Below are 24,258 nucleotides of genomic sequence, written 5' to 3' on the forward strand. Positions count from 1 at the left end.
ATTCAAAAATGATAAATACGGCAGTTGAACAAAGAAAAATAACACCGAACTCTAAACAAATGGAGTGCATTAAAACTCTTGACGGTTCCGTTATGGTTTTGGCTGGTCCCGGAACTGGAAAAACATTTACTATAATTCAGCGTATCAAATATATGCTAGAACAGGGCATTCTCCCTGAATCTATTCTTTGCCTTACTTTCTCGGAAGCCGCAGCCAATGAAATGAAAGCCCGTCTTGTAAAAGAAATGGGAACTATTGCTTCTGCTGTAACAATTCACACATATCACGCTTTTTGTAACGAGATTATTCAGCAATATCCTGCACAATTCGAGTTGCTGGACGGTGTGAGCCTTATCGATGATATTTCCAAACGTAACATTATGAAAGAATGCCTTGATGAGTACAAGACTACTTTTTACCGTACAAAATGGGGCGATGCGTATTACTACATCGGTGAATTACTAAAAGCAGTCGAGGAAATCAAGAAAAATCAGGTTACAAAAGAACAGTATTTTGAAACTTTAAGCTCACATCCAAACTGGCAAGGTAAGCTTGATGAGCTTTTAATTGAATATAAAGAGCGTGAAGCCAAAGGCAAACTGGTTAAAACATTCTTGAATAACCTTGAAACCCACAAAAGAAAGATGGGCAAGGCTCAGGAAGCTTGGGAAATATATGAAATTTATGACAAAAAACTAAAACAGAATAACTTTATCGACTTTAACGATATGATAAATCTTGTGCTGGAAGTATTTGACAGCAATGAGGACTTGCTTAAAAAGGCTTCAAGAAGGTATTTGTATTTTCTGATAGATGAATATCAGGATACAAATTACTCTCAAAACCAGATAGTGTTTAAGCTTGCGGAAGGCTCAGACAATGAAAACATTTTTGTGGTGGGTGATGACGACCAGATAATTTATGGTTTTCAGGGTGCACAGATAGATAACCTTGAAAAATTCCTTAAACGCTACCCGAAAACAAAAGTTATCTGCCTTGATGAAAATAATCGCTCAACGCAAACTATTCTTAATTTAAGCTATGAAGTTATTTCGCAGGACAAGACCAGACTTGAGATTAACTCTGAGTTTGAAGATTACCAAATTTCTAAAAAACTCATTGCTAAAAATGAAAAGATTACCTGCCACGATAAAAAAGTGCGGATTCATGGCTTTGGGGATATTAAACAGGAAAATAACTATATTGTTGAAGACATAGAAAAACTTATAACTTCTCCATCCGCTCCAAAAAATGATGACGGCGAAGTTGATTTGTCCCAAATAGCAATACTTTCAAAGAAAAATTCAGAACTGGAAACATTTGCAGAGTTGCTAAAAGCAAAAAATATTCCGTTCCAGATCAAATCCAGCAAGAGCATTTTTGAATTAAGACCGTCAATCCTTATTTATTTCTACCTAAAGGCTTTGCAAAACAATGAATTGTACTCTGACAAATTGTTTGGGCTTTTGTTATCACAGCCGTTTGAACTTGATGCAGGAGATTACAATTTCTTGCTTAATCAAAACAGGCTCAACCACAGGGATTTTATTTCCAACATAAACGAAAACATAAACAGGGATTGGGCAAATAAAGAAAAAATTTCCAATTTTATCCAAACTTACAATGAATTAAAAGAAATTAAATCTCATCATTCCTTGAAAAATATAATCATAGAGCTGATTAACAGAACAGGAATTCTTGAATACTTCTTGAAATCAGAGATTAATAGAATACAAAACATCCTTGCTATTAAAAAGATTGTGGATGAAGCTTCAGCGTTTGCTAATTTGCATATATCTGCTAATATTCAGGACTTTATCGAGTATCTTGATATGGCATTTAACGAGAGTATTCCTATTACAATAGACCAAGATGATTACGTGCAGAACGCTGTACAGCTTTTAACCCTGCACGGTTCTAAAGGGCGTGAGTTTGAATATGTTTACATAAATAATCTTGTGGCAAAGAATTGGGAGAAGAAACGCAACCCAAATAATATGGACTTGCCGATAGAAAAAGATTCAGATGTTTCAGATGATGAAGACCTAAAAAAAGCAGAGCAGCTTAGACTTTTATTTGTTGGGATTACAAGAGCGAAGCACAGTTTGTGTTTAACATATTCCAACAAGATAAATGGAAATGCTCAGGAGCTTACAAGTTATCTTGCAGCAATAACAGAAAGAGCAGACCTGTTTGAAAAGTTTAATCATGAGCTGAATGACGAGGAATATTCACTTGAAATACTTAAATCTTATACAAAGCAGGACTTTGATTATTCAAGAGCATTTATCGAAGAGCTAAAAGCAAGGTTAAAAGATTTTATCCTTAGTCCAAGTGCTTTAAACAGTTATTCGAATTGTCCGAGAAGTTTCCTATATTCATATATTCTTAGAATTCCAATACTTGATACAGAATGGGAAGCGGCAAATTATGGTAGTGCAATCCATAAAACCCTTGAATGGGCAACAACAGAAGCAAGGGATAAAGGAAATTACCCAACTAATGAAGATTTTAATGCTGCTTTTATCAAGAAACTCAACAATCAAAAATTTATATCCCAATCCAAAAGAACAGAGCTTCAGGAAAGAGGACTTAACAGCTTGGGTGAATATTATCCTAACTTTAAGCAAACTTCACCCGATAAAATCTTTGCAACTGAGTATGCTCTTGAGTTTGTTCCTGTTGAAGATAGAACTATCAAAGGTTTTATTGACAGAATAGAAATCAATAATGACGGAACGTATTCCCTGTATGATTACAAAACTGGTTCAGCTAAATCAAAATCACAAATAGCTGACGGAAAAGACTACGAATCATATTTAAACCAGCTTAGATTCTACAAATTTGCGTTTGAAGCTTTGCATACAGATAAAAAGGTTTCGCAAGTCGGACTTATTTTTGTTGAAGAACACGATAAGAGCTATTATACAAAACTTTGTGAAGCTGATAATTTATACATCAAGACAAAAATTATGGATACATACAAACAAATTCGCAATCTGAATTTCCAGCCGATAGAATATGCACCTGATAAAAAATGCAAATTCTGTGAATACAAGCAGCTTTGCAGACTAGATATTTTGTAAGGAGTAAATAATGGATAATAAACAAAAATTTCAAAATTATATGCTAGATTTAATAAAAAAAGGCGAGTGTGGGTCATATGAATCTAGATGTAGAAATTTTGAGTTTTGGGATTCGTTAGAGAAAATTATTGAAACTATAACCCAGAAAAACATATTTCAAGTTAATTCAACAAATGAATTAGAAAATATTCTAAGAATATTAAAGAGAAATCTGGATTGGAAGCGGTTTAATGCTGGTCATCAAAACGGTATCCCTTATGCACTTTTAAATAAGCATTACAGGTATTTCATAAGTAATAATACAAATTTAACACTGCAACTTGAAAATCCTCGAACAAATGAAAATAAATCATCTGATTTAGACAAATTAAGAGAAGAACTAATACAATTTGGAGAATCTTTAAATTCAGAGAGATTTGATAGAAATGATGGACAAAGTACAGTTTTAAAAGTAAAAAATAGCTATGATAAACAGTTTGTTGCTGTTCATTTTGATAATGCAAATAAAAATGGCGTAAGAATTAGGTTGTCAAATAAATATGTTAGCGAAAAATTAAAAAATAGAACTGAAATCGAAAATTATGAAAAAAACTTTAATTTGAAATTTCTTGTTAAATCCGCTGATGACCTAAACATAGCGAAAGAACTTATTAAAAACTCAATAGAAAACGCTATAGAGATAGAAAATAATTTTAATGATATTGATACTTTACTTAAAAAATATAAGGAATTAAAAAATTCATCTGAATATAATGAGCAGTATAAGTGGGATTACGCTATAAAAACCCAAGGTGTATTTCAAAATTTAGACAATTTAAATGAAAAAATTAAGAGTCTTGGTTCTCAGAATTTTCAATCATTTTTTATGAGGAATAGTGGCATTAAGTGGATGGCAGAAAAACATCCTGATATTTTAATGAGTAGTTTTGAATCACTATTTAATAACAGTATGAATTTAGAAGACAGAATAAAAGGCTTTAGAGACAGTATAAAAGATACTTTAAATAATGATGAAGGTTGGAAAAATAAAGGTTTAACAGATCCTGGTATTGATACAGCATCTTTTTTTCTTTTTACAAATGATTATAAAAATCTTTTGTTGTTCACAAAAATCAAACCCTTTAATAATTATGCGAAAAAATTTAGCATTGATTATTTATTAAAATTTGAAGATTATGAAAAACGATACACCGATTGGATAAATTACTGTAATAAAGAATTAATTCCTAAAATGAACGAGGTATTAAATAAAGAAAATGATCTGCTTGATGCCCAAGATTTTATCTGGTTTGTAGGAAATCAAGGTAATATTGATTTGAACGCTTTTAGAGAAAGTCTTTTAGAATATGGAAAATCTTTAGGTGCTACAATAAATGAAACTGAGGCATATACAGCACTTAAAACAAAAAATAATATTGCAGAAGTTCATAAAATATCTGACAAAAGTAAGCAATTTAGGGTTTTGGTTTCCTATGATAAATTAGATGAAGAACTAAAGAATATAACTGAAAAAGTGCCGGATAGTTATCAATGGACATTAAATGGAAGTTTTTATGTAAATTCGGAAGAAACACTGGAGCAAGCAAAAGAACTTATTGCAAAAGTAATAAATAAAACTGAAAATGATTTTAATGTTGAGGAAAATATAATGAACAATAGCAGTATTCCACTTAACCAAATTCTATACGGACCACCCGGAACAGGAAAAACATATCAGGCAAGGAAACTTGTTGAAACAATTTTATCACCGCAATTAAATATTCCGGTAGACGAAAAGCTAAAATTATCTAAAATATTAGAAAATATGTATTGGTATCAAGCTTTAGCTCTTACTATGTATAGAAATGGCGAAAACAGGAAATATAAGGTTAAAGATTTAATTGATGCCCAAGAAATACAAATCTATTCAGAATTTAAAAATAGCAAAGACCTCCCTCCAACTCTTTGGGTGCAATTAAATACCAGAACATCGCCTGATAGTACGACTGTCAAAACTAATAAAGACTCAAGAATATATCCATACCTCTTTGATAAAACCGAAAATTCTGAATGGTTTTTGACAGACGAAGGTAAAAAATATGTTCATGAAGAATTGTCTGAAGTTTTAAATGAATTAAAAGAGACTAAGCAATTTGAAATTAAAGATTTTTATGAATTTATTACTTTTCACCAGAGTTATTCTTACGAAGAATTTGTTGAAGGAATCAAGCCGGTATTAACAGATAGCACTGAAACCAATGAAAGCATTTCTTATAAACTTGAAGATGGTGTTTTTAAGAAAATATGCTTAGAGGCAAAAAACAACCCTAATCTAAATTTTGTCTTGTTAATTGATGAAATAAACAGAGGAAATATTTCTAAAATATTTGGAGAATTAATTACTCTTGTTGAAGATACAAAACGCTTAAATAATAAAGAAGCTATTAATGCTCAGTTGCCGTATTCTAAAAAATCTTTCGGTGTTCCAAATAACCTCTATATTATCGGTACTATGAATACTTCTGACCGTTCAATTGCTTCTGTTGATATTGCTTTGCGTAGAAGATTCAAATTTATTGAAATAATGCCTGATTCTTCACTTGTTCCGATTGATGTTGAAGGAGTAAAAGTCAGAGAAATATTTGAAAATTTAAACCAAAAAATATCCATATTGCTTGATAGAGACCACCAAATCGGTCATAGCTACTTTATTGGTGTTGATTCTATAGAAAAATTAGAACGTATCTGGTTTGATAACGTCATTCCGTTGCTTAATGAATACTTCTATGGCGAATGGGATAAATTACAAACAATTCTTGGTGATTTTATTTCTGTAAAAGATGTTCCGCCTGTATTAAAAGATATTTATGATGATAATAAATACTACGACTTTAAGAAACCGGAAGAAATTGATTTTATTCAGGCAATAAAAAAACTAGAGAATAATGCTTATCATCAAACTCTTGTTGAGGCATAAATAATGAAGTCTCAAACTTTTTTTGAGTATGACTTTGCCAAAGACCAAGATGGCAAAAAGCTTGAATTAGACAGCATCTTTGAAAACGAAGATGCTAAAAAGTTTGAGCTGTTTTTAGAAAAAAATAAACTTACAAAAGTTTTTAATATTACCCAAACAAGTATTCAAGCTCAAAATTATGTTGGAGTAATAAAATATAAAAATTATCAGTTTGAAATACTGCCTAAGTTGCTGGGCAAGAATGAAGAAGACAGGGACACTATACTGAAGAATCTTTTCTATATGCTTTCTTACACAAAGCAACTTGATATAAAAGACAATGATGTTGCGAAACTTTCAAAAACGGAAAATCCTTTTCTGGAAGTTTTAATAGGTATATTTGCCTCCTCGCTCCTTGATTCATTGTTGCGATTTATTCCTAAAAACTATGTTTTGCAGGAAGATAATTTGAAATATTTAAAAGGCAAACTGAATTTTACAGAAAATACAAAGAAAAATATAATCAATAAAGCCTGTTTTTATTGTGAATATGATGAATTCAGCGAAGATAACCTTTTAAACCAACTTTTTTATTACGTTTGCCTTATGCTGAGTCAGCTTACAAAAACAGACGAAAATAAAAGAACTCTTAAGCAAATTTTAAATATTTATTCAGAAATATCTTTTGTGCAAATTACTAAAGAAAAAATAAGAAATTTAAAACTTTTCAGAAGTCAGAAAAGTTTTGAAAAGTCCTTCAATCTTGCAAAAATGTTTATTGAAAACTCTTCTGTGGAAATAAGTTCTAAAAAATTCAAGACGATTTCTCTTATGTGGGATATGAACCTGCTTTTTGAAGAGTTTATTTATCAATATTTAAGAAAAAATCAGCATAAAGTTCCCGAAATAAGTAAAATACGATATCAAAATAACGAAAAACTTGTTAAAAAATCAGTGAATTTGCTTGAAGAAACAAATCATAAAAGAAGTTTTAAAAATACTTATACAGATATACTTATAGAACTTTATGACGGCAGGCTTATAATTCTTGATACAAAATGGAAATTAAATGACGGAAACAAAAACGAATTCAAAAATGCAGATATATATCAGCTATTAGCATATAAAGAAATTCATAACCGATTAAATGAAAATCAGCAAATTTATCCTGTCCTTGCTTATCCGCTAACTAAAGAAGATTTTGCTTGGCAACATGAAGTTGATGAGGGAAAAGAAGTTTTGCTTACTTGTTTTGATTTAAGGACAAATTTAAAAGAAAATTCTGAAATTATAATAAAACGTATTAACGAAATTATTAGTTGGATAAAGTAATTCTGCATTTTACAACTCAAAATCAAAATCCACAGCCGTCTTCAGAAACTCCTTATACCTATCGGCTGTATGCTGAACTGATTTATGACCAAGTTGATTCTGGATAAAAGTCAGAGGCTGATTTTTTTGAATCATCATAACCGCATAACTGTCTTGCAGGATTTTAAAAGTTGTTTTTTCAATTCTGGCATGTTCAATAATCTTTTCAAGATCCCTGCCCCTGATATTATGCGTATTATGAAAATTCCCTGCTCCATTTGCAAAAACAGCATTGTATCTGTTGGGTCTCCAGTTTTTTTGATAGCTTTTTAAAAACTTTGCCAGCATTTCCGGCATGTCAACATACCGAATTTTAAACGGTGGCTTTCTCCAAATAGTTGATTTGGATAAAAGGTTTTTACTTATCCTGAGTTTGCGGTGTTCAAAATCCACATCATCCCAATTAATCGCAAGCAGCTCTCCTACAGAAAGTCCTGTTGCTACAGCAGTAAGTACAATAGGATACATCGCTTTGTTAAATTTCACCGCTTTTAAAATTTTCTTTATTTCTTCTTCGGAAAGTATTTTTAGCGAAGGCGTGTCTTTAAGCCTGTGTATTTCAGGGAATTTAAACTTGTCATCAAATTCAAGAATTGCTCTTTTCAGGAAGAAGAATATATTTTCAACAGTCCTATGAGTATATCCCTGACTTTGAATATGTTTAATAAATTCGACAATATCCATAGGCGAAATATCAGAAATACTTTTATCCTTGAAAAACGGCAATATATGTTTATCTGTATAAATCCTGTGTCCTCTGCTTGTTGATGGTTTCCTGCTTTTAAGACATTTTTGTATGTAAATATTTAATGCATCTGATAATTTTATTCCCACAGAAGGTATTTCAATTGGTAGATCAGGTTCTTTAAGAAAAACATATCTATTGCCTGTTTTGGTACGAATGATTCCATAAAAAATAAATTCATCAAGGTAGTGTTTAACAATCTTTTCTTCGATCTCAGTCAGCAAGACCATATCGCATAAAGTAAATTCTTTTAATCTTTTAGTAAGTTTTAAAAGCTTTTCTCTCACCGCAAATTTACTCCTTTAATTTGGACTGTCCTGAACTGCTTGAGTTCTTCCCTTGTAAACTCCCTTAAAATCCTGTTTCTAAAGCATATATAAGATGGAATTTTGTAATCAGAATCTGGGTGTAGTTGAAAATACTTTTCCTTTGCCCGATTTATCGCATCTACCATCGTAACTACTTCAAAGGACAGGTAAAACTCCTTGAAGTATTTGTAAATTTCTTCTTTGACAGAGCTTTTATGTCTAGTAAAACTGGTATATCCGGCAAGAAGAGCAGCTACCCCTCCTTCTAACAGGGAATTTCTGGCTCTCAACAGACTTGAACGAGATGTCTTCATCTCCGGGAATTTTTTATTCCACTGTTTTATAAAAAACTTGAGTTTTTCTCCGCCAAGTCCGCCCGAAGCTTCCAGCACAGCAAGATATTTATCTGCCTTCTTTTTTGCCCAAGCAGGTGCATTCAAATATATCTGGTAATCCTCGTCTTTTGTAATGTCAATAACAAGCTTTTTAGGTGTAATTGGAGGAATTTTCTTATCTTCATAAGTTGGTTTTGCTTTTACATCAGTCTTGGCAGACATGTTGTCTTTTTTTTCAGGGATGTGAATGTATCTCCCCCCTGTTATCTTTTTAATAATGCCTTTATTCTCAAGGTCAGACAGGTAAAAAAGTGTTGTTTCCTCGTCAATCTCAAGAATTGCCGATACATCGTCTGATGTGAATTTCGACATCATCCTAACCAGCTTTAGCAGTTTCGTCTGTCTCATCTGTTATGAACTCCTTTAAAGTTATTTCGTCTACAGTACTCAAGCCATTTGAATGAGCTATCTGCTCGGCTTTGTTAATAAGTCTGACAATCTGCCTGAACCTATTAGACTTTGTATAGATAAAACTGATAGCACATTCTGTCATTTCAACTTCTGAAAGTTGCGTTATTATTTCTTTCACATCTTTTTTTATGAAAGATTTAAACTCCACTATTTCAGAAACCCTGTCATAGAGGTGTTTGTATCGCATGAGTTTTTGTTTAGCCTTTCCCATTCCCACCATAATTATTGGGACACCTGTTTTATCGTGTATATCCCTTATAGTTTCTATAGTTTTTGCATCAGTAGCCAGATAATCAATTTCATCTACTATTATTGGTATTTGTTTTTCGGTTAAAAGTCTTACGCATTGTTTGAACATATCTATAGAGTAGAAGTAAGGAATTTCTCCCAGCTCTTCTACAATTTCTTGAATAAGCCACCTCCCTGACATAAGATTCGTTCCCCGAATATACACAGCATCATTTTGTGCTACCCACCATAAAACAGCCTTGCTTTTCCCTAACCCCGGCTCTCCATAAACCAGAGCCATCCCCGGAACTGTTTCAGGTCTATTTATTAAGTTGTTCATCAAATTAATAAAATTTTTGACATTTTGAGTTTTTACAAATATTTTCTTCATTCTGCTTCCCCATATATTTGCCGGTATTCGCTTGATTTTATGTAAGTTTCAAACCATTTTCTGTCTTCCTGTGAATGACAGCCATTGCTTAAGTGCCATTCATACCGTTCAAATTTAGAATTAAAAAGCGGTCTGGTGGTTGGTCTTGCCGCTATGACTTTTATTGAGCTAAATTTTTCTTCAGGCAAACCCTGTTCCTGTTTGGCTGGAAGTAAAAATTGCGATTCAATAAGATTGGAATCTTCTGCTGTAAACAATTTCCTTACCTCTTTTAAAGTTTTATTCCTGAGTTTTTGTTGTTTTACTATTTTTTGTTTGTAATCCTGAATATCATTTATATCTCCAAGATGATGTGCCATCGGATGAGTTGAAGTAACACGATTTGCCCTGCATAAAAACTCGTTTTTCATTGAATAAACTTTTACTGAACTTAAATCAAACAGGCTATACTTAACTATCGCCTTACCTTTTATTCCGTAAAGTGTGTCATCGTAATAATCCTGCTTTAAGAACCGTATGCCGTTGCGGTGAATTGTTTTGATTTCTTGTGCCATCATCAAATCATCAAGTTCCTGCTCGTTTATTTCTTGTTTATCAATACTCGCAAGGGCTTCTGCTATCGATTTACCTTTAACATGTTTGCAAGGCTGGGAGTGTTTAAACTCCAGCCAGCAGTTTATTAAATCGATTGCTTCTTGAATTGTCGGAACATAACCGCTGTGAATTTCTTTGTGAAGTGCTTCGTTTCTTTTCATATAGGCAGGTTTGTTCTCTATAGATGTTCCTATATAAGAGGGGAGTAACTTCTCGAACCCTTCTTGAAATTCTAAAAAGAATCTTTCTATAACTTTTGCCCTTGCATTATACGGAGAGGCAAACACAGGTTTTATTCCAAGTTTGCCGTAAACCCCATTAAATCCTAACTCTTCAAAGTCCTTATCTCCTGTAAAGAATTTGGCTCTGAATGCCCTGCCGTTATCCTGATAAACTATGTCAGGGATTTTTCCGAGATTTAAAATTGCGTTCCGCAGAGCAGATGCAATAGATTGTGTATCTTCTTCAAGCATAATTTCGAAGCCTACAAGCCCACCTGATTTCCAGTCCAAGAACCCGACAAGGTTTGCCCTGACTGGTTTGCCAGTAAAAGGATTTAACACTTGAAAATTCAGGCGATGCCCATCTGCTATTAATACAGAACCAACCTCTAGCACCGAAGCATCACGAACGATATACGGTTCAACCTTGTCTCTAAGGGCTTTATGCCCCTCACGAGCGAGTATCCATTTGTCATAATGGTTTGCTTGAAACCACTGTGCGTATCTTCTAAAAGTTGCATCTCTGGGAAGTATTTCTATGCCCCGTTTATTCAGAATATGTTTTGTAAGGCTTGCTGCTTTGCCTATGCTGAATCTATTCTGGTTCAGGAGTATCTTCATAAAGATTTGAATTTCTTCCTGAGTAAGCGAAGTGCGGCATTCCCTTGAACCTCTGAATTGATAATCCGGAACAAGCCTTGTCCAGTCTGCAGTCCCTGATAATTTTGTTTTCCATCTGTATAAGCTTCCTATAGATGTTGTTATCAGAACTTCAAATATTTCTTTATAGAACTCGCCTGTATTATACAAATCTAAAAATTCGTCAGAAGCTTCTTTTTTATTGCGTTTGCTTTTAATATAGGTTTGCCAAAGATTAAGCAAGTCCATCCGAGCAAGGGCAACCCGTTTCATGTTTTCCGGGATAATCTTTTCTTGTGTTGGCTGGATGTTTGTCAGAACCGCTTCCGTATCTTCAAGCACCATTGCTTGATAATATTCATTTAAATATTTGCTTTGAAGTTCAGGCTCTAAAGAACTTAAGCATATTTTGTAAATCTTGCCTCCTCTTGTATCTTGGGTTTTGAAAATATATTTGTTGGTTTGCCTTAACGATAAACGAACCGCTCTTTCTGTAATATTTTTTAAAGAAGCAACGGCTCTCACATCCAGCCAAACCTTTGTCGTGTCTATTATTTTATTTTCCATCAGTGTTGCTTATTTCCATATAACTCGTTCATACTGTTGTGTATGATAAATCGTTACAGGAAAATTTCAACAATATTGCTGCTTTTGTGTTTGTTTATATCGGAAGATGTTCTGATGTTAAGCAATTCTTTATTTATAATGATAAGGAACTAAAGTTTAGACTTTAGTTTTACCCTGTTTTTTGTAAGATAAGTTCACAAAACCGGCAAATAATACAATTTATTATCGCCAATGCTTCCTGCTTGGGCGGCTCTATGCCATGCATGTTATTAACAGCAGGATTGAAAATTATCACACTGGAAATTCGACATAAAATGATTATAAACTCGGCAGGACAAGCTTTTAAACACTCCGACACACTTCCCCTAACCTTCCCTAAACTTCCCCCTGCCACAAAAATGAGAATTAATGAGAACTCAATAAACAGGCTTGATATATAGATATATTGGGAGTGTCGGGGGAGTCGCAAAATTTTTCAATTCTCAAAATTTCTCATTTGTATCCCATAAATATCCCATTTTGGGACATTATTCTCATTTTTTCTCAATCGGTAAAAGCGGCAATGGCACGGACAAAGAGGCGATTTTCAGCAGTTGCAATGGGATAAAAAAACTATAGCGGAAATTAAGTTGTAATTTCCGGTAGAAATACGGTAAAAATTACCCATTTTTGCCCAATATTAAAATAGGGCTTAAAGGTGCATTATATTTACATTACAGCGGCTTTGTTTTACTGCAAACTACCGCTAAAAAAACAAAAGTGCGGGATGCCTTTTTCAAAAAGGCTGAAAGTAAGTGGGCGTTGAGAGGCTCGAACTCCCGACATCTTCGGTGTAAACGAAGCGCTCTACCAACTGAGCTAAACGCCCTTGACGTAAGAATAAAGTACTACGCTAAATTTTCTTCGTCAAGAGTTTTTTTATTCGGTTAAAATATTATTCCAGTCTTTAACGGCCTGATCTAAAGCTTCTTTCGGTGTTTTTTCTTTTAATAATGCCTGTTGTGTTGCATTATCAATTATTTCATTTAAATCTTTTTGATCTTTTAATTGAGGAGCAGGGAATAGTGCATTTTTTAGCTGCTGTGCGCTTATAATTCTTCCTCTTGTTGTCAAATCAGAAGAAGAGACCTCCTTGAAAAACGCCGAATCAAGAGTTTCTCTTGTTGATGGTAATACAGGCGCTAATTTGCAAAATTCAAGCTGATTTTTATGATTTGTAAGAAAAAGAGCAAAATCTACAGCTATTTTAGGATTTTTGCTTTTTTTAGGAACCACCAGATTCATCAGAGAAAAGTCAACTTTCCCGTTGCTTCCGACTATTTGAGAAGATATTCCGGAATTTTTGTATATTTCAGGGGCATTTTCTTTAATTATTTTCAGAAAATTAGCTCCTGCAACGATAAAAGCAGTTTCTCCCGACTGGTATTTTTCAAGAGCTTCTCTGTGTCCTTGAGTAATTGATTCTGCGGGAATATATTTACTTCCGTACATATTTGTCCAAAAAGATAAAACTCTTACGGCCTCATGCGTGTTAAACAGAGCTTTTTTACCTGTTTTGTCTACTATAGGAACATTGTATTTGTTAAAAAGCTTGAGCATGTACCCGCTTTCCGTAAGATTTGGCATAAGCACAAATTTGTCGGTTTTTTTCTTGATAATAGGGGCAATTTCCCCCAAATATTCATAGGTCTTTGCGGAATTATAATTACTAATACCCGCATTGTTAAGGATTTGCTTATTATATATTGTTATCGCAGAGGTTATATACCATGGAATACCGAAAGTAATTCCAGAAACACTAGAAGCTTGCCAGCTTTCAGTAAGATATTTTTTGTAACTTTTTTGGGAAACATAATTTTTCACATTAAGCAAAGCGCCTTTAGAAGCCATAGTCGAGCCAAAACCTGGGTTCATGTTTATAAGGTCGGGAACATCATTGCTCATAACAGCTGCAAGAGCTCTTTTTTCTCCTTCGGAATAAGGGACATCAATCCATTTTATCTTTACATTAGGGTGAACTTTCTCATATTCGGCTATAACGTTTTTTATGTATTCGGAAAAATCAGATAACTGTAGTGTCCAGAAAGTAATTTCTGTTTTTGTATCAACAGGTTTTTTTTGGCAGGAAGAAACCCCGAATATAACACTTAAAATCAAAATTAAAAAAATAAAGATGGATAAAGTCTTTTTCAATTTTATTCTCCGTAAAACTTATGTTTTTACTGCCTCTAATTTAGCATAATTAACTTGAATTGCTAAATAAATTTACGCGTCATTGCGGGAAGAGGCGTTAGACTCGACGAAGCAATCCATTTTATTTATTATAGATTGCTTCGCTATGCTCGCAATGACGATTTTGGCGATTTAGCAATTTGAGTTAACTAATCTATAAAAAAAATTTGTTTCTTAAAGATAAGGGTCAATCAGGTGTTGAAGATTCCGAAATGCGAGTTTGACAGCAAACTGTCCGCTCAATTCCTTTAGTGAACGGATATTGGGTAAAAAATAATAAAAATAAAAACATTGTAAAAGTCTGTTAAGTCCTTCGAATAAAGGGTTTACTTTTAAAAGTGGATAATTATAATTTACATGTGCAAAAATATATATTAATTCGAATTTATGAAAATCCAAACAAACAAATCTGGATCCGGGGAAGATTAGGCATTAATTTACAGAAGAAAAATCGAGGGTAAAAAATCACTTATGCGTGTATCAAAAATTTTATTTGCAGCTGTTTTCATGCTGTTTTTGACACTACCGGCAGTTTCAGGGAATATTTCAAAAAACAATTCCTATTCACCAGTAACTAATGACCCACTAATTATAAAGGCTCTTAATCTTATGGATGGAACTTCCGCAAGCTGGGCTAAAAAAGCTATTTTGGGAAATAATGATTCCGGATTGCCAATGAAAGTAGAATTTAAAAATCTTGCAGAAATCTCCCCTGAATATGCAACTTTTGATGCGCTTGGGTGGAAAAAAGGTAAACAGCTTTACATCTATGTTAATGAAAAACACCAAAATGCTCCAGCTGAAGCCCTTGCAAGTTTATTAAGCCATGAATCAGTCCATCAGGATTCTTATTGTTCGCTTGAAGAAGAAACTTACGCATGGGGCTACGAAGCAGATGTATGGACCCAGATGAAAGCCAAAAATCCCCAGCTGGCTCAGGTTCAATGTCCTTTAACAGAAAGATTAAACACTCTTTCAAAACTTTTTACAGCAGCCAATAACACTACGGGAAGTATAAGAAACTTAGTGTATTCAAATCCGGGCTATAAAGGCTTACCTATTCATTCACCCGGTTTCTAAAAACAAAATATTTATATAGAATACAGAAGAGCCTTTTCTTATTTAGAAAAGGCTCTTCTGTGTTTGTTCTTAAGATTTTATGGATTCATAAATGTTGTTATATTTAAAACACCTTTGAAAACAAGACCTACAGTCATACAAAAAAGAATAAAATCAAATAATAAATTTAAATACATAACTATACCAGCTAAACTACCGTCCTCTTTGGTCCCATCCTAACAAAACAGGATTTATCTTGTTAAGTATTTTGTATGTTACTACAGAGTCATTTATATTCATAGAACTTTCATTTGATTTTATCGAATTGTCAGCAACCTTTAAACAGGCTGTAGCTATTTCTATAAGCCCTCTTTCGCCTAATTCTCTAATGTTAAGATTTATTGAATTACTGTTGATTGTTGCAGGAAAATACTTGATTTTTCCAAAATTTAACGAATTTTCTTCAAGTTTTCCGCAAACATGTATAACTTTAGCATTTGGGCATAAATCCACAATATCACTGATTGAAATAACTCCTTTGCTGCCTATAATCTGCATAGAGGTTTGCGGATAATCTATAACGATGATTGCATCAAGCTCAGGAAAGCGTTTAAGAACAAAAGCATGATCTAAAGAAGCTTTAATATTGCAAGAATAGACTATTGCGCCGGCTGCTTTTAAAAGTTGCAGAGAAGAATCAAGCAAACTTCCATGCCCTACTAAAAGCACCCGTGATTTGTAAACATCAATACCCGCCTCGTAGCACCTTTTTAAGATAATATGAGAAAAATATTTATATAAATTTAAGTTTTTATCATCAGGATCTATTCCCACAACAGAAGTCCTTTCTTTATTGCATGCCTCCAGATCAATATTATCTGTATTATTAAAATCCAGATTTTCAGGAAACAATGTTATAACCCTTTTTTTATTAAGCTGATTTATGAAGGCGCCCTCAATTTTATCTATCTCTCCGCCTTTTACAACTATATTGCTTCCAAAAAGAACTTCCTGTGTTGTTATATCGACACATTTTATGTTTTCAAAGCCTAATTCTTTAGTTGTTTTAGCTATATGCTCTTTGATTTGTTGTTTAATGGTCTTTACATAAACATTTTTAGCCCCTGACATTGCAGCAATAACTGCAAGAAGGGCAGGCTCTTTTGGTGAAGAAGGCAACAAAATATTGTAATTGCTTAAATCTAAATTAAACAATTTAATATTTTGTTTAATTAATTCAAAATATTTCGAATTTCTAAAACCCATATATTGTACAACTACCTGTTTGAATTTGTGATTTCTGTTAATAAAATTAGAATCTTTTAACACTTCCCCTATGTATTTTAAATATTATCAGTTCTGCCAGAAAAGGTTAAATCAGCAATATCTCTTAATATTTAAATAATTAAGTTTTGTAAATAAATTTAAGCAGAAGAGCAATTATCTACTTTTTAAATACTTTATATATATAAGAGATACATCAAACCCCCAACAAAAAAGATAATTCTTATATTTTTATATAGATACTTCAATTTAAATTCCTGAACTTTCCTTTCCCTTTCCCTTTCCTTTCTTTAAAACAAATACCCCTAACGGGGTTTTTTTTTGCCCGTAAATTGGAAGGCAATCAAAATATAAACAAAAATCTACCAAATTGCGTGAGTGATTTTAGTTATCCGAAATTTCAAAGTAGACTTTTTCTGTAACGTCTGCGATTTTGTCCCATGAGAAGTTATTTTTAACAATTTCTTTTGATTTTTGACCCATAATTTTTAATTCTTCCTGATTAAGCGAAAGCAACATATTAAGGGCGTTTTTACAGGCGTCAGAGTCGTTTGCGGCAAAGCTTATCCCTGCGTCTCTGTCAAAAGACAGCATTTCGTCATGCGGTTGAATATCACTAAGAACAACAGGTAATTCATAAGACATCGCTTCTAAGCCTGCCAGCGGGTTTCCTTCCAATCTTGACGGTGAAACATAAGCAAGGGCATTTGAATAAACTTCCGCAAGCTCTCTGCCCTTTAGATAAGAAGTAAAAATAATTCTTTTATCATCTTTTGCGAGATTTTTGAGCAGTTTGACATATTCCGGTGTTTCCGGTGAATCTCCTGAAATTACGAGCTTGATATCAGTATTTAAATCTTTAAAAGCATTTATTAATATTTCAATGGCTTTTTCGGGAACTAATCGCCCTACGAAAGTAATATATTTGTTTTTTTCAAGCTTAAATTTTTCGTTTAAAATTTTAAGCTCTGTTTTTTTTGGAATATTAACACCGTTGGGGATTCTAAAGCAGTTTACTCCGTAAACCTCGTTATATCTTTGCATAAGCCCGTTTGAAACCATTATTCTTGCATCAGTAAGCTTTGCACTGTTCACTTCACCTATTTTTATGGCTTTTTTGGCGATTCCCTGCCATTTGTCCCTCTGCCAGTCAATTCCATGACAGGTAAATACTCTTTTCTTTTTCGGGGAAAATGATTTGGGAATTAAACTAAAAATTGCGGGACCCTGTGCGTGATAATGTATTATTTCAGCATCCGAAAATGCTGCAAATATGCTTGAAATAAAACAATGATAGCATGTTCCCCAACCTACCATATTAATTGTCGGCAGGTTTATTACTTTAACGCCTTTGTATTCGGTTTTTTCAAAAGTATTATTTTGGTTTCTGCCATAAAATGTTATTTTATGACCTTTTTCTGCGAGTTTTGTATAAAGTCCTTCCGTTGCCGTTTCTACTCCACCGTAATCTGCAGGTATATTTCTTGAGCCTACGACTGCTATTTTTAATATATTCTTTTTCATACTGCCTCTCTGAAAATATATATTTTTTTATTAAACTTTTATCAAATTTATTTGATGCCCCTACAATAAAACAGCAAAACCAAAAAGGGTATTAGCCGGTAAGTATTTTGCAGGTCAGAGTTTAACCGGATAAATCAAAAACGGTTGATGCATAAAACTTTTGTCGTATTTTAAAACCCCTTTGCCTCAAGCGAAGGAAACCATCCTACATTTTCTATTTTTTTACATAAATTATAGCTTAAAGAGGGTTTGATGATAGTTAAGCCATCTTTTTTATAGACTTTTACAGTCGCTAAATCACAAAATTTTATTATACCGCTTGAATATTCTTTATTTTCAAATAACACAGGAGTTTCTATCAATATTAAATCCGCATCAAACACTCCGATGTCTCTTGAACTTTTATTTGCCGGAACAGATATGATTTTACCGTTATCAGCAATTTTTATCGGAGTTGAAGTTTTATTTATTACTATTCCTCCGAAATGTTGTTTTTCATATTTCATAAATTCAAGATATTTTAAATTAAATGAATTTTTGTTCAGTTGAATAAATAAAGTGAAAAATATTATAAAAAATACAATAAATATAAAAATAACTATAAGCAGACGAAAAGGCTTTTTCACTTTATTTAATCCATTTTACTTTTTATTTTTACCAAACTAATAATACTCTGTAATTTTTTCGACACCAATTATTATTTAAAAAATATAGCTGTTATTTTCCAAAAAGCAATTTGTTGAGTTTTAATTTTGTCGATAATTTATAGAATAAAATTGAAAAAACTATTCCTGAAATAGTTGAAGTTAATATAATTAAGAATAAATTATCAATATGTAAAAATTTTTCCATAACAATTCTGGCGGCAGGAGAGATAATGGGATGAATAAGATAAATATATAATGACATTTTTCCTAAATAGCCAAATATTTTAAAAAAATTAACTGTTTGAATGTAAATAGAAAATAATATTACAGAAAAAATACCCAATAAAGCAGGATAAATATTTAAAAAAGTATCCTTAAATACTTCATAGGTGTTATTTGATAAAGCGATTGTTGTATTAATAATCAAAAAAGCCAAAATAAAACTAATTATAAATATTTTATACTTTTTAAATTCAAAATTATTAAACGAATCTGTTGATAAATAAGCCCCTGAAGACAAAAAGAAAAAACTTCCGGTAAATGTATCGTTAAAGAACCATATAAATTTAAAAGGATTGTAGAAACACATTATTAAAGATATTAAGAATATAAATAAATAATTTATTTTAAATAATTTGTTTAATATTAAATATAAAATTTGTATTCCGAAAAGTATATATAAAAACCACAAATGTAATATAGGATAAAACGGAAATAATAATAACTGTTTTAGTGTAATTTGATTATTAGACGCATTTTGAACGTTTGGAAAATATGAAATTAATAAATAAATTCCTCCAAATATAACAGACCAAATAATATAAGGATACAGAACAGTTTGAACTTTAGAAATAAGAGCTTTACTTAAAGGTTTTTCCGAGAAGCTTTTCATAAATAAACCGGATAAAAAGAAAAACAGCGGCATGTGAAATAGCCATATAAAATTGTAACTAAAATAATATAAATTAGGCTGAGTAGCTTTTAAAAGGTTATTTCCCAGAATGGAATGCCCTAAAACCACAAGAAGAATACCTGTACCTTTTGCGGTGTCTATCCATTCTAAACGATTAGTTGTCTTATTTATGTTCATTATTTTTTCTTCCCGAATAATTAAGCGTATTTTTTATTTTTATTATCAAGATTAAGGCTTAATTTTATATAAAAATATGTAATAATCACCCATGCAAAAAACATTGGCGTTCTGCTAAATACAGAATTATCCGAGTACATATTTATGAAAATTTGGACAAAAATTGCTATAGGGAAGATATATTCCATTCGATCAGCTAATCTTTTGTTCATAAGGGCTTTAATAAAAGTTATTAGCGGAAAAATAAAACTCATATAAAAAATTATACCGGTAACGCCAAGTTCGAACCATAATTGCAAATAGACATTGTGAGTCATCATTTTATATTGTCCTAATGATAACAAATAGCTGGAGGCTGAATCAATTCCATTGCCGAACCATACGTTCCTGCTGTTTATACCGGCCATAAGCAGTTTCCATACTTCCTGCCGCCAGGTATATGAATCGTTTTCTCCCATTCTGATTAATATACCTTCTATGATTTGCAGATTAAAAATAAAGTTGACTGCTGTCAGTAAAACAAAGATGCATATAGAAACCAGTGCTGCTTTTAATTTTCTCTTGTAAGGTAAGCAAAGAAACATTAAAAATAACATTACTAAAAAACACAGATAACCAACTTTTGTAAGTGTTAATAATAATGCAAGAACATTAAGTATGATGCTTATCCCCCAATAAATTTTTTCTTCTTTTTTTTGAGATTTCATAAGCATATATATAGCCATAGGCAAATATAAATTGACTACTATAGCCGTTACATTCGGATGCGCCAGCAGCCCCGGCGCTCTCAAAACGCCGCCTACCGACAAAAGACCAAAGCCTGTCAGTCTTTGAAAAAGAATAACAATCGAATTTATGACTGTAAATATGTTTATTAATTTAAATATAGAATAAGCCTTAGTAAGATCATCTTTAAAAGAATCATAGGCTAAATAAATAATAAAAATTTGTATAAAATATCTAAAAACATTCATCAAGCCTGATGCGAAAGAATCTTGTCTAAAACAATTAAATATAAGCAATAACATAAAAAAGAAAATATATTTAATATATGGCAATTTTTTCCAAACCGAACCTATATAATTTGATAAGATAATCATCGCTGTAGGTACAGTTATAACCGTTCCTATAACTGTCATCGGGTTTGCCCCCGCAATTACAAAAGGTCTAAAGTTATCGAACACCGGAACAATAAACAGCCATAAAACAAGGAAAAATTTATTTCGTTTATATAAAAACGGAGTTAATATCAAAAAAAATAATAAAAGTATAATGTCTAAAAGCCCGAAAATCCCCATAGAAAAAAACATAGCGAAAGTTAATAAAATAAGAAAAATGACTCCTGCGCCCAAAAATAGATATCTTTTTCTTTGCTCCAGTATTAAAGAGTATTCCATTGTTCAGATTCTCCATTATTTTTGTTATATCTGATAAAGTCTGAGCTTCCTTTATAACTGACAACTTTTGCGGGGATTCCGACAGCTACGGCGTTTTTAGTTAAATTCGAAGAAACAACGGCATTTGCTCCGATTGCAACATTATCTTCAATTTTTATATCACCGATGATTTTTGCGCCTGCGCCTATAAAAACTTGTGAACCCAATTTAGGAACGCCGTCATTTTTTCCTCTTCCGCTTCGCCCGATGACTACTCCCGGCAAAATTGAACAATTATCGCCTATTTCTGCTTTATAACTAATAATTAAACTTCCGATATGAGGAATAAAGCACGATTTCCCTATTTTTGCACCGGCAGGCAGTTCAATACAAGTCATAAATCTTAAAATATGCGAGAGAATCAATAAAATTAACGAAATAAATTGTTTAATAAGAGGGATCTTAAAGTCATATTTGAAATATCTGCAAATCCTGTAAACAACTAAAACCCACAGCCCCGGATTTACTGCAAAAAGATGCAAATAATTTTTTGTTGATTCATTTTCAAGATAATATCTTTCAAAATCACTTTTTATATAGTCAGTTAAATCACTGTAAGACATTTTTAGCCTCTAATAAATCTGTGAATAATTTTGTTAAACAGCTGATATGCTTATCTGCGTTATAATTTTTTAAAGCAAAATCATACGCATTTTGTCCCAAAGTCTTTTGTTTATCGGTCTTTCTTCCTAAGTTAACAATATTTGTCTTTAATTCATCAATATTTCCCATGTTAAATATAAACCCGTTATAATCATTGATTACCATTTCCGGAATACCTCCTGTAGCGCAACCTATAACAGATTTTCCGCATGCAAATGCTTCAATTATTGACATAGGCTGATTTTCATACCATTCAGAAGGTATTATTAATGCAATGGAATTATTGATATATTCAGGCAAGATTTTTCTGTCAACAGATCCTAAAAATTCAACGTTATTGATATTGTTTTCTGACTTATATTGCTTTAACTCTTCTTCCATAGGTCCTGTTCCTGCAATAAGAAGTTTTTGTTCAGGCAAATCTTTGAATGCTTTTAAAAGACTATACACACCTTTTTCAAAAGATAACCTGCCTGCGAAAATAAAATAATCTTTACTTTCAAAGTTTGGCGATATTTTTTCTATATCAGGCAAGCTGTTTGAAATAATTGTAATTTTATCCCTATTTATCCCGGATTTTATAACTAATTCAGCCAGAAATTGACTTGGAGAAACAAATTTGTCAATATATTTCGTATAATTTAAGATATTATGGTTAAAAAACATTTCCGCCGAAGACAAAATACTTGTACTTAAAGAGTTTTTCACACATTTATTTGCGATGCAGGGAATATAACCTGATTTGGTGCATTGTTGATTGCAGATTTCTCTTCCTCCAAGCATCAACGTATAATTCGGACAAATTGTCTGATAATCATGCAGGGTTTGAACCACAGGTGTTTTATGTTTTTTGGCAATAACCAATATTGAATACGTAAGCTGGTGGGCTATTCCGTGACAATGTATGATATCAGGCTTAAATGCCTTAAGGAACTCTTCAAATTTTTTTGCGGCTTTTGAATTATAAATAAAATTTTTCGCAATTTGTAATTTTTCCAAAAGATTATATTCTTTGCCGCAATTAGAAAATTCGACAAAATCCGCAAAATAATTTTCCCATATATAACTGGGGGGATTATTAGGATGGGTCATTGAAAAAAAAGCCACTTCATTTCCGGCTTTTTCAAGCATTTTCATTTCTTCAAGGGCGACCGCATCCTGTCCACCTTTTGGAAAAAAAAACTTATTTACTATTGCTATTTTCATATACAAAACCTGTTTACTTTTTTAATCGATTAAAATATTTTTTATCTTACCTGTTCCCTGAAATTTCAAAATAGACTTTTTCTGTAACATCAGCGATTTTATCCCATGAGAAGTTATTTTTAACAATTTCTTTTGATTTTTGACCCATAATAATTAATTCTTCCTGATTAAGCGAAAGCAATTTACTAAGAGCATTTTTGCAGGCTTCAGTGTTGTTTGCGGCAAAGCTTATCCCTGCTGCTCTGTCAAAAGAGAGCATTTCGTCATGCGGTTGAATGTCGCTAAGAACAACAGGTAATTCATAAGACATCGCTTCTAAGCCTGCCAGCGGATTTCCTTCCAATCTTGACGGTGAAATATAAGCAAGGGCGTTTGAATAAACTTCCGCAAGCTCTCTGCCCTTTAGATAAGAAGTAAAAATAATTCTTTTATCATCTTTTGCGAGATTTTTGAGCAGTTTGACATATTCCGGTGTTTCCGGTGAATCTCCTGAAATTACGAGCTTGATATCAGTATTTAAATCTTTAAAAGCATTTATTAATATTTCAATGGCTTTTTCGGGAACTAATCGCCCTACGAAAGTAATATATTTGTTTTTTTCAAGCTTAAATTTTTCGTTTAAAATTTTAAGCTCTGTTTTTTTTGGAATATTAACACCGTTGGGGATTCTAAAGCAGTTTACTCCGTAAACCTCGTTATATCTTTGCATAAGCCCGTTTGAAACCATTATTCTTGCATCAGTAAGCTTTGCACTGTTCACTTCACCTATTTTTATGGCTTTTTTGGCGATTCCCTGCCATTTGTCCCTCTGCCAGTCAATTCCATGACAGGTAAATACTCTTTTCTTTTTCGGGGAAAATGATTTGGGAATTAAACTAAAAATTGCGGGACCCTGTGCGTGATAATGTATTATTTCAGCATCCGAAAATGCTGCAAATATGCTTGAAATAAAACAATGATAGCATGTTCCCCAACCTACCATATTAATTGTCGGCAGGTTTATTACTTTAACGCCTTTGTATTCGGTTTTTTCAAAAGTATTATTTTGGTTTCTGCCATAAAATGTTATTTTATGACCTTTTTCTGCGAGTTTTGTATAAAGTCCTTCCGTTGCCGTTTCTACTCCACCGTAATCTGCAGGTATATTTCTTGAGCCTACGACTGCTATTTTTAATATATTCTTTTTCATACTGCCTCTCTGAAAATATATATTTTTTTATTAAACTTTTATCAAATTTATTTGATGCCCCTACAATAAAACAGCAAAACCAAAAAGGGTATTAGCC

18 protein-coding genes and 1 tRNA gene are annotated in these 24,258 nt (G+C 32.4%); 5 read left to right on the plus strand and 14 right to left on the minus strand.

Going from position 1 to position 24,258, the window contains the following annotated elements; genetic code table 11:
• The first annotated feature begins 8 nt into the window (after positions 1-8).
• From WCG23_06800 to WCG23_06810, 3 genes are read left to right on the plus strand one after another with little or no spacing between them, the layout of a single operon-like run.
• Entirely contained in the window at positions 9-3,086 is a 3,078-nt protein-coding gene (locus WCG23_06800; protein MEI8389580.1) for an ATP-dependent DNA helicase, read from the plus strand.
• A gap of 10 nt (positions 3,087-3,096) precedes the next feature.
• On the plus strand, positions 3,097-6,042 hold the full coding sequence (locus tag WCG23_06805) for an AAA family ATPase (protein ID MEI8389581.1): 2,946 nt from the start codon (positions 3,097-3,099) through the stop codon (positions 6,040-6,042).
• Between the two features lie 3 nt (positions 6,043-6,045).
• The gene (locus WCG23_06810; protein ID MEI8389582.1) at positions 6,046-7,353 is read left to right on the plus strand and encodes a hypothetical protein; all 1,308 of its coding nucleotides are present in this window, start codon (positions 6,046-6,048) and stop codon (positions 7,351-7,353) included.
• A 9-nt stretch (positions 7,354-7,362) separates the two neighbouring features.
• On the opposite strand, the gene WCG23_06815 is transcribed toward WCG23_06810, so the two are convergent.
• The 4 genes from WCG23_06815 to WCG23_06830 are packed head-to-tail and all read right to left on the minus strand — an operon-like array spanning position 7,363 to position 11,891.
• Positions 7,363-8,424 (minus strand): tyrosine-type recombinase/integrase, encoded by a 1,062-nt coding sequence (locus WCG23_06815; GenBank protein ID MEI8389583.1) that lies wholly within the window; start codon positions 8,422-8,424, stop codon positions 7,363-7,365.
• Positions 8,421-9,188, minus strand: a complete 768-nt coding sequence (locus tag WCG23_06820) for a hypothetical protein (GenBank protein ID MEI8389584.1) — start codon at positions 9,186-9,188, stop codon at positions 8,421-8,423. Before WCG23_06820 ends, WCG23_06815 begins: the two co-directional genes overlap by 4 nt.
• A complete protein-coding gene (locus tag WCG23_06825) occupies positions 9,157-9,870 on the minus strand; it encodes an ATP-binding protein (GenBank protein ID MEI8389585.1) in 714 nt (237 codons plus the stop codon). Before WCG23_06825 ends, WCG23_06820 begins: the two co-directional genes overlap by 32 nt.
• Positions 9,867-11,891, minus strand: coding sequence for a transposase family protein (locus WCG23_06830; GenBank protein ID MEI8389586.1), 2,025 nt, complete (start codon positions 11,889-11,891; stop codon positions 9,867-9,869). Before WCG23_06830 ends, WCG23_06825 begins: the two co-directional genes overlap by 4 nt.
• 254 nt (positions 11,892-12,145) lie before the next feature.
• Here WCG23_06830 and WCG23_06835 point away from each other — a divergent pair, with 254 nt between their 5' ends.
• The gene (locus WCG23_06835; protein ID MEI8389587.1) at positions 12,146-12,331 is read left to right on the plus strand and encodes a hypothetical protein; all 186 of its coding nucleotides are present in this window, start codon (positions 12,146-12,148) and stop codon (positions 12,329-12,331) included.
• A gap of 355 nt (positions 12,332-12,686) precedes the next feature.
• Here WCG23_06835 and WCG23_06840 read toward each other — a convergent pair.
• Positions 12,687-12,759: transfer RNA gene (locus WCG23_06840), tRNA-Val, on the minus strand.
• 50 nt (positions 12,760-12,809) lie between these two features.
• Positions 12,810-14,084, minus strand: coding sequence for a sugar ABC transporter substrate-binding protein (locus tag WCG23_06845; protein MEI8389588.1), 1,275 nt, complete (start codon positions 14,082-14,084; stop codon positions 12,810-12,812).
• A gap of 510 nt (positions 14,085-14,594) precedes the next feature.
• On the opposite strand from WCG23_06845, the gene WCG23_06850 reads away from it, so the two are divergent.
• Entirely contained in the window at positions 14,595-15,203 is a 609-nt protein-coding gene (locus WCG23_06850; GenBank protein MEI8389589.1) for a hypothetical protein, read from the plus strand.
• 192 nt (positions 15,204-15,395) lie between these two features.
• Here the strand turns inward: WCG23_06850 and WCG23_06855 are convergent, their stop codons facing one another.
• The 8 genes from WCG23_06855 to WCG23_06890 form a co-directional block, all read right to left on the minus strand.
• Positions 15,396-16,511, minus strand: coding sequence for a hypothetical protein (locus tag WCG23_06855; protein ID MEI8389590.1), 1,116 nt, complete (start codon positions 16,509-16,511; stop codon positions 15,396-15,398).
• A gap of 339 nt (positions 16,512-16,850) precedes the next feature.
• On the minus strand, positions 16,851-17,990 hold the full coding sequence (locus tag WCG23_06860; GenBank protein MEI8389591.1) for a glycosyltransferase family 4 protein: 1,140 nt from the start codon (positions 17,988-17,990) through the stop codon (positions 16,851-16,853).
• A gap of 170 nt (positions 17,991-18,160) precedes the next feature.
• Positions 18,161-18,496 carry a hypothetical protein gene (locus WCG23_06865; protein MEI8389592.1) on the minus strand — a complete coding sequence of 112 codons (336 nt, stop codon included), beginning with the start codon at positions 18,494-18,496 and terminating at the stop codon, positions 18,161-18,163.
• Positions 18,497-18,707: 211 nt separating this feature from the next.
• The gene (locus WCG23_06870) at positions 18,708-19,727 is read right to left on the minus strand and encodes an acyltransferase (protein MEI8389593.1); all 1,020 of its coding nucleotides are present in this window, start codon (positions 19,725-19,727) and stop codon (positions 18,708-18,710) included.
• A gap of 20 nt (positions 19,728-19,747) precedes the next feature.
• Positions 19,748-21,124, minus strand: a complete 1,377-nt coding sequence (locus WCG23_06875; protein MEI8389594.1) for an O-antigen ligase family protein — start codon at positions 21,122-21,124, stop codon at positions 19,748-19,750.
• Positions 21,109-21,726, minus strand: a complete 618-nt coding sequence (locus WCG23_06880; GenBank protein MEI8389595.1) for a serine acetyltransferase — start codon at positions 21,724-21,726, stop codon at positions 21,109-21,111. The genes WCG23_06875 and WCG23_06880 overlap by 16 nt, the downstream gene beginning before the upstream one ends.
• A complete protein-coding gene (locus tag WCG23_06885) occupies positions 21,713-22,972 on the minus strand; it encodes a glycosyltransferase family 4 protein (GenBank protein MEI8389596.1) in 1,260 nt (419 codons plus the stop codon). Before WCG23_06885 ends, WCG23_06880 begins: the two co-directional genes overlap by 14 nt.
• 46 nt (positions 22,973-23,018) lie before the next feature.
• On the minus strand, positions 23,019-24,161 hold the full coding sequence (locus WCG23_06890) for a glycosyltransferase family 4 protein (GenBank protein ID MEI8389597.1): 1,143 nt from the start codon (positions 24,159-24,161) through the stop codon (positions 23,019-23,021).
• Positions 24,162-24,258: the final 97 nt, after the last annotated feature.

The sequence above is a fragment of the bacterium genome (genome assembly GCA_037147175.1).
Taxonomy (GTDB): domain Bacteria; phylum Cyanobacteriota; class Vampirovibrionia; order Gastranaerophilales; family UBA9971; genus UBA9971.